This window comes from Candidatus Thermoplasmatota archaeon, assembly GCA_030018475.1.
Lineage (GTDB): Archaea > Thermoplasmatota > JASEFT01 > JASEFT01 > JASEFT01 > JASEFT01.
In genome coordinates this window covers 5527-15572 of record JASEFT010000028.1, presented here as the reverse complement: position 1 = coordinate 15572, position 10046 = coordinate 5527, and the positions used below count along the sequence as shown (strand labels likewise).

The 10046-nt window shown below is 37.6% G+C and carries 10 protein-coding genes and 2 tRNA genes; 4 read left to right on the top strand and 8 right to left on the bottom strand.

The window, feature by feature from the left end; all coding sequences use genetic code 11:
• The first annotated feature begins 61 nt into the window (after nucleotides 1–61).
• A complete protein-coding gene (locus QMD21_04880; GenBank protein MDI6856097.1) occupies nucleotides 62–505 on the top strand; it encodes a formylmethanofuran dehydrogenase subunit E family protein in 444 nt (147 codons plus the stop codon).
• Here QMD21_04880 and pyrF read toward each other — a convergent pair whose 3' ends face one another.
• A complete protein-coding gene (pyrF, locus tag QMD21_04875; protein ID MDI6856096.1) occupies nucleotides 506–1171 on the bottom strand; it encodes an orotidine-5'-phosphate decarboxylase in 666 nt (221 codons plus the stop codon).
• Nucleotides 1172–1222: 51 nt separating this feature from the next.
• Nucleotides 1223–1297: transfer RNA gene (locus QMD21_04870), tRNA-Arg, on the bottom strand.
• An 82-nt stretch (nucleotides 1298–1379) separates the two neighbouring features.
• Between QMD21_04870 and QMD21_04865 the strand changes: the two genes are divergently transcribed.
• Genes QMD21_04865 through QMD21_04855 form a run of 3 tightly spaced genes read left to right on the top strand, consistent with a single transcriptional unit; the run spans nucleotide 1380 to nucleotide 3733 of the window.
• A complete protein-coding gene (locus QMD21_04865; protein ID MDI6856095.1) occupies nucleotides 1380–2129 on the top strand; it encodes a hypothetical protein in 750 nt (249 codons plus the stop codon).
• Between the two features lie 42 nt (nucleotides 2130–2171).
• Nucleotides 2172–2792: a tetratricopeptide repeat protein gene (locus tag QMD21_04860; protein MDI6856094.1), complete on the top strand. Its 621-nt coding sequence runs from the start codon at nucleotides 2172–2174 to the stop codon at nucleotides 2790–2792.
• Entirely contained in the window at nucleotides 2789–3733 is a 945-nt protein-coding gene (locus QMD21_04855; protein MDI6856093.1) for a hypothetical protein, read from the top strand. The genes QMD21_04860 and QMD21_04855 overlap by 4 nt, the downstream gene beginning before the upstream one ends.
• 341 nt (nucleotides 3734–4074) lie before the next feature.
• Here the strand turns inward: QMD21_04855 and QMD21_04850 are convergent, their stop codons facing one another.
• The 6 genes from QMD21_04850 to QMD21_04825 form a co-directional block, all read right to left on the bottom strand.
• A complete protein-coding gene (locus QMD21_04850) occupies nucleotides 4075–5922 on the bottom strand; it encodes a hypothetical protein (protein ID MDI6856092.1) in 1848 nt (615 codons plus the stop codon).
• Nucleotides 5915–8176, bottom strand: coding sequence for a type II/IV secretion system ATPase subunit (locus QMD21_04845; GenBank protein ID MDI6856091.1), 2262 nt, complete (start codon nucleotides 8174–8176; stop codon nucleotides 5915–5917). Before QMD21_04845 ends, QMD21_04850 begins: the two co-directional genes overlap by 8 nt.
• A 69-nt stretch (nucleotides 8177–8245) precedes the next feature.
• Nucleotides 8246–8542 carry a transcription factor S gene (locus tag QMD21_04840; protein MDI6856090.1) on the bottom strand — a complete coding sequence of 99 codons (297 nt, stop codon included), beginning with the start codon at nucleotides 8540–8542 and terminating at the stop codon, nucleotides 8246–8248.
• Nucleotides 8543–8568: 26 nt separating this feature from the next.
• Entirely contained in the window at nucleotides 8569–9120 is a 552-nt protein-coding gene (locus tag QMD21_04835; protein ID MDI6856089.1) for a DUF429 domain-containing protein, read from the bottom strand.
• 58 nt (nucleotides 9121–9178) lie between these two features.
• Nucleotides 9179–9253 (bottom strand) — tRNA-Pro (locus QMD21_04830).
• 199 nt (nucleotides 9254–9452) lie between these two features.
• Nucleotides 9453–10046: OPT/YSL family transporter (locus QMD21_04825; protein MDI6856088.1), on the bottom strand; the 594-nt coding region annotated here is incomplete at its 5' end.

Here is a 10046-nt window from a genome sequence, read left to right as displayed (position 1 = left end):
AAACTCAGCGACGAAGTTCTTCTTGACTAGCTTTTTAGTTGAATCTATCTGCTGAATTTAAGTGAAAATATTTAATTTAGAAAGAGGATTTATTAACATGCTCAATTCGAAACTTAAAAATCTAAAAGAGTTCCATGGCCACTTAGGTCCTTATGTAGTTGTAGGCTTTAAAATGGGTGCGCTGGCATGCGAGCAATTGGGCAAAGGAAAAGGTCTTCATTGCGCTGTAAAAACAGGCTTGGTAAAGCCACTCTCTTGCATTATTGACGGTATCCAGTATTCTTCTTCATGCACTTTAGGCAAGGGCAATATAAAAGTTGAGGATGAAAGAAAAGCAGAAGCTGAATTTATCAAAGATAATAAAAAAATAAAGATAAAATTAAAGGTTGGTGTAAAGGGAGAGATAGATAGAAAGATTGGGATGGTAAAAGATGAAAAATTAGCTTTAAGGATTTATAAAATGAAGGATAAAGAATTGCTTGATTACGATCTGGAATTGCTTTAGTTACTGTGTTGCGACTTGCGAACTTCCTTTAATTTCATTTATAATTTCAATTGCTGCTTTCTTAGGATCATCGGCTAAATAAATACTCCTACCTACAATTACATAGTCAGCGCCTGCACTAATTGCGCTTTTTGCGTCGCCGCCTTGTGCTCCAATGCCTGGGCATAGAATTAGCAAAGAGCCTACTATTGAGCGAAGCTCTCTTATCCTGTCAGGTCTATTACCAGGAGCTATTATACCTGTAGCGCCTAATTTTACAGCAAGCTTTGCAAGCTCGTTAGAAATAGGCTTAAGATACTGTAGCGCTCCTTCATTAGACATTTCAGTCACTATAAAAACATCTTTTCCTATTAGTTTAGCTCCTTCAGTGCAAGCTTTCACAGAGTCTGTACCAACAAATCCATGTACTATTATGCCACCGGCGCCTTTATCAAATGCTTGCTTCATTATTAACAGATTAGTATTTGGTATATCTGCAATTTTGAAATCGCAGAGAACGTATGTTAGTTTGGAAATTTCTTTTATTATATTGATACCAGAGCTCAATACAAGAGGATAGCCTAGCTTAATTGCGTCTACAACAGCGCTGAGCTTTTTTGCAATCTCTAACGCTTTCTTGCCTTCTGTTTCATCCAAAGCCAAAATCAATCTTGATATTTTCTTCATGAATTTGAAATAGGCTGAAACACTAAAATATTTTTTCTATTGATTTTTTTACGGGCGTGAGGGGATTTGAACCCCTGACTTACAGCTTAGGAGGCTGCCGCCCTATCCAAGCTAGGCCACACGCCCACATCCATTATAGAATTGGTAATAGAAAGAGAACACTGCGGAATATTAAAATTTATGACCTCGTAGTTTTATTACATGTACAATGGATTTAATCTCTACAGGCTACGATATATTGGATGAGTATTTAGGCGGAGGACTGATTAAGGGCAGTACGAATCTAATAATAGAGCGGGGAGGCTTTTTGGGAAGGCATGGATGCTGGGGCGATGTCTTCTGTATATTACTATTGAAAAAACGACTCGAGCTCGGAGATATAGGACTTATAGACTGCTTCTCTGCCACTCCTTCACAGATTATCAGCCTTGCAAAAGATTACGGAGTTGATTTAACAATACCGCATAGCGAAGGTAAACTACATTTTTTAGATTTTTCAAGTTTAGAAATAGCGCCAATTACACTCGGAGTAAAGGAGTTTGATTTAACTACTTTCGCTTCTCAGTATGTGGAGAAGCTCCGCGAGCTAGTACCACAAGGAGATGTCTTCAATATTGTGATTTCTTTCACTTCTTCGATACTACGCTCTGGCGAAAACGAGATTTACGAGCATTTGGTAAGCGAGAAGAAGTTATATGAGTCTGCCAAAAGGACCTCTCTTTACCTTGTTGAAGGGATATTCCACACAGAAGAATACATTGATAGACTAAAGCCTTTATTCGATACAGTAATAGAGCTTAAGGTTACAGGCTGGGGAAAAGGTGTAGAGGCTTATAAAAAAGAGTATCGAAGAATACTTTTCGTAGAGAAGTCAAAAACCTCAAGCAAGCTCTCAATACCTTTAGAATACGAAATTAAACTCAAGCCTACGCCTGGACTCGAATTTTACAAGATATAATAATTTTGATATAGTGGAAAAACAATTTATAGCTGTGAAAGTATGAGAACATGCCCTTATTGTAAAGCAGCTGTGCCTGACTATGCTACCGTATGCTCAAAATGCTGGAAGACTGTAGAAGTGCCGGTTAAAGAGAAAAAAGAAGTAACACTAATGACAAAAGAAGATTTGGATAAAGCGCTGAAGCAAGATATCTCAGTGCTAGCACTTCCTAGAATATTCGAGCTAGACACTTACGTAAGGCTGGACCAAACTCAAAGAAAAGCAGTTGAAAATTTAAGTTCAAAATTAAAAGATGCAATAATGCAGTTTGGCGAAGAAGCGCTTGGCACAGAGAGCTATTTGACATTAGGAAATGCAGCTCTTGCAGTCGTAGACTATAATAGAGCTTTGGAATATTTTAATTTAGTGACAAAACTTGATAGAGCCAACAAAGAAGCTTGGCATAATAAAGGAATAGCTCTTTACAAGCTTAGCAAATACAGCGAGGCTGTAAAGTGCTTTGATGAAGCTTTGGCTATAGATAATAGTATTGCAGCTAGCTGGTATTGTAAAGGTTTAGCGCTCATCTATCAAGGCAAACTTCAAGAAGGTACTAGATGCTATGAAAGGGCTATAAAGCTGGACCCTAATTTAATGAAAAGAGCTAAATGGGGTAAATGAAATTAAGAAAAGGTGCCTTAGTTTTCTCGATACTGCTAATTTTGATTGGCTCGACTCTACTACAGTTTACAAGCGTAGAACATAAAGCATTTTCAGAAAAGACTGCAATCTTTCTTAAGTTAAGTATTTATACAGGGCGGGAAGCAAGTTTTGAGTTTTATATAGGCTCTGGCGCAAAACAGCAGGAAAAAGCTCGGAGTACAATTACCCGTGACAATTGGCGTAAGGAGTGCGAAAATATCTGGAAAAGTATCCCTGAAATTGTTTATGGAGAGTTTGGTAGTTTTATTAGAGACAAATTTAACACTACAGATTCAGCTGAAGATTTTGTAGAGCTTGTACTGGGCTGTGAAAATATTGTTAAAAGAATCAGTTTTGTAAATTATTCTGAAGGATTAGGCTTTTCAGGTGATGTGTATTTGAAAGTACTTGAGCTTAAACCTCTAAAATTTTTGAGAGATTTTCCTGAGGCTAATATTCCTACGCTCGCAGACGTAAATATCAACATAGATTCTGAGCACGGTGTTGAGAGTTCTGAGCTGCTACTATTACATTTTAGGCTTGTAACTAGAGAGATACTAATATATTCATCGATAAAAAACGATTTGCACTTAGTTAATGTTGCTGCGCTTTCGCCGTTTGGTGGATTTATTGTTCTAGTGGCATGTACTGCTTTGTCGCTTTCGTTATGCTTTTATTCAAGAAAGTATTTCAGAGGCGAGAAGCTCTACACGCCGCTTTGGATATTGGCATGGCTTTTTTATTTATGCGCTTTCATACCTTTCTCCAACTACATATTTATTTCTATCTGTATTGTCGGGGTGAGCATTTCTAGCGCTAAAGTCACAAGAAATATTTTAAAAGCTAGGCCTAAACTACCTAAAAAAGAGGTTATAGAGCCAAAAGAAGTTGGCGAAAAGGTAGAAAAATATCTTAAATAGCCCCGGGAGGATTTACGGAAGCCTTTCTTTCTCTTAAAAAGGGAAAGAAAGAGAAAAGTTCCCTTTCTTCGACAAATTTCCAAAGGAAATTTGGAGAGAGGATGAATCGAAGATTCATCCGAATTTCCCCTGAAGGGCTTTTCTTTTTTTTTAAAAAAGAAAAGGGCTTCTTTCGAACCTCCGTCCCAAGGTATCTCTACAGAGCTGGTTCCCTGAAGACTTTTCTTTCCAGCAAAGAAAAGGCTTCTGGCCAGAGCCTTGTATGATTGACCGCTACACTACGGGGCTGATTATTAATAAAGCTAAATCTACTTTATTAGCTTTTTGGACTGCAAGGTTTTTCAAATTGCTATTATCCACTGACCTAAAATTGCAGAGCATGCGAATATGAATGTAGCTTTTGGTAGGATTTTACCTGTCTGATAATCCCTTTCAATACTATCTGTGTCATAAAGTATTCCTGAGCAGAAATACACTATAATTACTACAAGTATTATCAAGTAGAGCCCCACTATAAGAGTGAATATATCTGAGGAAATAGCAGTATTAGTTAGCCCTAAAGCGCCCATATTTAAATTCTCCGCCCCACTTACGCTTACTAACGCATTCAGTAGATTTTGATAAAGTGCAGAGGTTATACCTAAAATAAGAGGTGCAAAGTAAAGGGCTGTAGCAAGCATCATATTTATAGCAGAGCCTAATTTGCTCCTTATATCGTTTTCTACCTTTTTCAAAGCTCTAAGATAGTTTGAAATTCTTACTAAGCTACGACCTGCAGAAAGATTATCTTTTTCTGTAGTTTTAACTAAAGCTCTAAATGCTGTTTTTACCATTCTTGAAGGATGATTCTCTAGAATGCCACATTTACCAAAAAGCACTTTGTCAAGAGATGCACGTTCTAAATTAATTCTATAGCAGATTTTAGTTAGGAGGTCGGAGCTGCACTTGTTACCAAGCAGTTGAGAAGTATCTTTCAGCACTTTCTCTAAAGGCTGATTTTCTGCGATCCTGTTTCCTAGTACGAACAGCACATCAGGAAGCTCTTCCTCTAGTTTTCTAAGCTTATCACGTTCCTCTTTCTGAGCTTTTACCTTAGCTATAAGCCAAACTCCTAGGCTAGTTCCAATTCCAACGATAGTAAAAAGCAACATTATATTTTGGATGTGGAAAATCAGGCTAAGGATGTAGCCTGAAAAAAATATTGCACATGCAATTGCTAAAGCAACTATCGTAATTACGAGAATTCTAATTTTAGTGAGACTATTAGGTATTGTAGAGAGCCCCAGAGTGCCAGGCCTTTTACTCAAAATATGGCGTGCATAACAGGCTGTAAAGCAAGGGAATACAAAAAGCAGAAGTACTGAGATTTCTAGAACTGTGAGTTTTAGTCCTCCTATAGTAAGGAGTGGTAGCATCGCGCTGAGTATCATAGGGAGTAAAATACCAATTGAAAAAAGCACCATTGTAGGCGCTGTAAGAGAATCAGCAAAACTGTCAATTTTAGATTTGGTACTTGTAATAACAAGTTCTGAAGCTTTCTCAATGCACCTTTCTCTACCGCTTTCGCTACTTTCAAGTTCTGCACTCCTTATAATATACAAAGCTTGCTTGAACTCGTCACCGCAATCGTGCTCGTTTGCAAAATTCACCATAGAATCTTCTATGTTAGCATGCTTCCGAACATATACGTTCCAAAGCATTTTTTTTAATGCGCTACCTAAAGGCTCTTCTGTATTATCAGCTGCAAGCTTAACTGCGCTTTCTAGTTGTGGTGAAATTTGCATACCTACGCCAAGATAATTTATAGCCTCAGGAAGTTTGCCAAAGCTCTTGAGTTTCAATTGCTCCGCATAATATTTAGGATAGTTAGCTAAATACGCTGCAATAGCCAATAGAATGACCATTACAAAAGGCAATAGGAATAATAGAATATTTTGACTTAAAGGAATGAGAAAATATAGAGCTGCAAATATTGTAACTGAGCTTAAGCATAAGATTAAACTTATAAAACAAGAGAACAGCAGCACATCAGCAGGCTCCAACTGCATATTAGCGAATTTAAGTGCTTCTTTAAGCTTATAATATCTCGATTGAGAATTAATATGTGATCGGATTTTCTTAAATCTAGCTCTTAAAATTCTAGCTACTGCTTTACAGCCTTTTACATACCAGTTGTTTTGATTATGCATATTCTAAATTGCTCTTAAACCAATCTTTCCACTCTTTTACAAGTTCGCTGTAATTTATTTTCTTACCAACGTTACTCTCAATTAAATTCCAAAATTTGTTGTTCGAAGCTACTACTATTTGAGGCGTTAGCAACCGATAGTTTTTAGCAACCTCTGCACACTCTACTAAAATTTTACGTATTTCAGCTCTTGCATTGATATTCTGAAATACTTCCTCGCTGCTCATACCCCACAATTTAGCAAGCTCGCTCAGTTTTTCTGATTTTTTGAAGTATTCTGTAGCTACAAGCTCGTCTTTTTTAAAGTCGTAGACCATTAGATCGTAGAACACGCCTTTTTCAGACTCGCGTTTAGAGAGCTCAGCAATTTGCACTACTCTACGAAAATAGCGCTGACTGCCGTGCGGTCTTATAAGTCCCATTACAACAACGATATCTGTAGCGCTAAAAGAGTAGGGTGAAATTCCCAAATCGTAAACTACTCTCTGAAAAACTGTTTCTGCATTATTGCCATGGATAGTTCCTAGAACAGAGCTACCTGCAGTGCCTGTACGCATAGATTCGTAAAGAGTTTTAGCTTCATTACCTCTAACTTCACCTATAACTATTGCACTTTCGCCCAGTCTCAAAGCTACTTTTAGTGCTTTCTCTGCATCTAGCTCTGAGGTTGCTGATATTGTGCCTCTTGTGAGAAGCGATTGTATTTTATAGCCTAGCATTTTGAACTTAGCTATTGGCAGCTCAAGAGTATCTTCAATTGTAAGAATTCTTGTAGAGGTAGGGAATTCGAACAGTAGCGAAGCTAGCATAGAGGTCTTACCGGAGCCTCTGCTACCTGCAATAAGAATTGCTGACCTAGCATCGATTAGAAAAGACAAGAGGGCAGCGCCTAAACTAGAAATTGTTTTGTTATGAATTAATTTCAATAGATTCCAAGGCTCTGAAGAATGCCGTCTTAGCGCAAAAGCCAAGCCTTTAGGTGAGAGCGGCTTACCTAGCGCTGTAACCCTTGTCTCGTAGGTACTTAAATCGCATTCTAGCACTGGGAAACTCTCTGAAAAAGGTCTTCCTGCAACAGCTCTGAATCGAGATAGTAAACTTTCTGCCTCTGAGTAAGTCAATCTTATATTAGTTTGAAATTTACTGCGCAATTTAGGATTACAACTGCTTAAAACTAGATATATTCTGCTCTCTTCTACAGGCGCATCAATGTACACATCTTGAACGTTTGGATCATTAAGAAATATTTCTAAAATTCCCAACCCGGCAGTATATTTTGCAAGTATAGTAGCAAGCTCTTTAGCATTTTCTAGCGATTCCCCATCAATATTACCAAGTTTGATGTCGAGCTCTTTAGCAAGTTTGTAAATAAGCTCTGTACCAGCTTTCTCAATATAGTTTCTAGCACTTTCAAAAGATAGTTCCAAATCATCAGGAAGTTCTAAAGATAGCTGAGCTTTGGCAAGCTCTATAAGCTTTACATGCTCTAGAGGAAGCTCGTATTCAGAAGGAGTTACATAGTAAAAATCTTCAGTTTCATTAGCACTGCTATAAAGTGCTACTTTAGAGCCGTTCAGCTGATATTCTGCAACAAGCTCTGAGTTGCTAGTGAGTGCTGTCTCTAGCCAGAAAGGTGAAAAGCTTGGTTTGTATAATTGATTATTACTGAGTATTTTTGAGATACCTTTTTCAAGCACATAAAATTCGAATTTTTCTTGAGGTTCTTCTGATTGTAAAGCTTCTAATTTTATAGCTCTGGCAATTCCTTCGAATTTCTTAGCTATATATTCTAGATTCTTTAACGTATTAACTCTGCATGCAACGCAGCCCCCTTTATATGAATGCTCTAATTTTAAGTTACTAACTACAAAATTCCAGAACTTATGAAAATCCTTGTCTAAAAGCTCAGCCAGAAAATTAAAAAATTTTTGAGGGTTAAGATAGCATTTAGAGCATTCTTTAGAGCATTTACCGCTTAACGAAAATCGATAGAGCTCTGATCTTAAAGTAGCAAGTGCTTTAAGTATTGACACGCTAGCGCCGAAATACTCGCGCTCTATGTAGTGACTCAAAACTATTCTCTCGGGGTTGGGCTTCTCACAAAGCTGCTGTAATATACATTTAATACAAATGCTTCCAAGCTTTGAGTTATCGTTGTTATAATTAGAGCAGTCTTTACATTTTATAATAAGCTTACCATTGGAAAATTCTGCTATAGGCTTGTATTTAGACGAATTTTTCAGTCTTAAGACCATTAATATTTTAATTAGGATATAATATTTAAAAAACCTAAGTTGTATTATACTAGTCAGATACTTTAGGACTTATTCTTCTCGCCATACGTACCTACATCTAGTACAGATATAAAATTTAGTTTCAGGCTCGTCACCGCCTCTTATCTGCTTAATTACCCAGTGAGCTTCTTTGTTATTGCATTCCGGACATTCTATTCTTGTCCTAGGCAAAGTATCTTCTCTCTTTTCAATAATTTTCAGCTCGCTCTCTCTTGGCGGCGTGCCCACGATAATACTGCTCTCAATCTCTTTCTCAGTCTGGCACTTCTTGCATTTAAGTTTGCCTTGGTAAGGATACATTAAAGATTTGCAGTTAGGGCAGAACATTTTTTTATCAAGATGAATAACAGCAACTAGAATAATAATTTTTTCATTTTAGGTATTACTATAGTTCCTTCCACAGCGTCGCCCACATCTTCAGTCAGATTTCTCAAGTAAAGCGCGCCGGTATAAGCAGAGATTATAGCATCAAGCTCGTGCTTTGTAAAAATTTCATTTTTTAATATTAAACCAAGCTCAGAAAGATTTCTCTTTGCGACAGCAAGATCTTTACTATAAATCCCTAAAATTTTCGCGCTCGCAGTTGGAAATACTTCTATAACTTTAAAGTTAAGTTTTTCTAATTCCTTTGCAAGGAGATAACCTCTTTTCGATAACTCATGCATGCTCTTCATTATAGGTGCAAAAGCACCGTACTTCTTGAGCTCGCGATCGCATTTCCTAATTTTGGGCTTTAGCAAGAAAGGCGCGTCTATAGCTACAATATCCGGTTTCGTTGCCTTGACACACTCTATAATCTCGCTGTCAGTGTGAAGAACGAAGGTCTTTGGTACATTACCATCCAAAATACAAATGCCAGTTTTGTTTTTTTCTTTTCCAGCGAGGTCTATACCTAGAGACGTCATTTTTTGAAGCTCTCCTACTTATCTTAAACTCTCTGCACGAAATTCGAGCAAAAAGTTATGGGGCTGCCCAGATTCGAACTGGAGTCTGAGCGTCCCAAGCGCCCAAGGATAGACCAAGCTACCCCACAGCCCCTTTTAAGATAATCTTTTATTGGAATATAAAAATTTATATTCGCTATAGAGAATGCAAAAAATGCAAAATAACAATATGTCCTATCTGCTATAAAGAATATACTAAAAACGATATCTGTCCAAAATGCGGTGGCGAACTATACCTTCCGTTAACTCTAAATTTGCCCTAAATGTGGCGGCAAGTTATATTTGCCGATATTCTAGAAGCACATAACATATATAGCTACAATTGTTCCTAGTAAAGCTTCTCCTACAACAAGCCCTATACAGATAATATAGCTATCTATTAATTTCATCGTTTTTGTTCTATCATCCCATCCTTCAGCTTCTGCTTTAGGCTTTAGCCATTTAGCCTCCCATAAATTGCGCATTGCGCCTCCAAGCAAAATAGTTAGTGATACAGGCAGTGGGAAGTACAAGCCCAATCCAAAAGAAGTGCCCATCCCAGTAATTATTTCTATAAATATACCTGTAAAGAATCCTAGAATAATCAAATTCCAAGGTGCTGCGCCACCCATTAAAGCTAGCGAAAAGCCTGCAAAAGCCTTTGCCTGAGGTGCAACTAGCTGTAATTCTCCTTTTGCTAGCCCTATCGAGAAAATAGTAGCTGCAGTAACTGCAATAAAAGCGCCAGGCACTAAGCCAGTAAGCTCGCCTTTGATTAAATTGTAAGGTTTAGTACCGCAATAGATACCTATTTTGAAATCGCCAATTATATCTGCGGAAAGAGAGACTGCACTACCGAAAACAGCAGTGCCCACCAAAGCCATTACCAAAAGAGTTTGTACATCAGT

What these genes read in the sequence shown, in the direction of transcription:
- QMD21_04860 (MDI6856094.1), top strand. Translation starts at nt 2,172, where the DNA reads ATGAGAACATGCCCTTATTGTAAAGCAGCTGTGCCTGACTATGCTACC.
- QMD21_04850 (MDI6856092.1), bottom strand. Translation starts at nt 5,922, where the DNA reads ATGCATAATCAAAACAACTGGTATGTAAAAGGCTGTAAAGCAGTAGCT.
- QMD21_04855 (MDI6856093.1), top strand. Translation starts at nt 2,789, where the DNA reads ATGAAATTAAGAAAAGGTGCCTTAGTTTTCTCGATACTGCTAATTTTG.
- pyrF (MDI6856096.1), bottom strand. Translation starts at nt 1,171, where the DNA reads ATGAAGAAAATATCAAGATTGATTTTGGCTTTGGATGAAACAGAAGGC.
- QMD21_04845 (MDI6856091.1), bottom strand. Translation starts at nt 8,176, where the DNA reads ATGGTCTTAAGACTGAAAAATTCGTCTAAATACAAGCCTATAGCAGAA.
- QMD21_04865 (MDI6856095.1), top strand. Translation starts at nt 1,380, where the DNA reads ATGGATTTAATCTCTACAGGCTACGATATATTGGATGAGTATTTAGGC.
- QMD21_04835 (MDI6856089.1), bottom strand. Translation starts at nt 9,120, where the DNA reads ATGACGTCTCTAGGTATAGACCTCGCTGGAAAAGAAAAAAACAAAACT.
- QMD21_04840 (MDI6856090.1), bottom strand. Translation starts at nt 8,542, where the DNA reads ATGTTCTGCCCTAACTGCAAATCTTTAATGTATCCTTACCAAGGCAAA.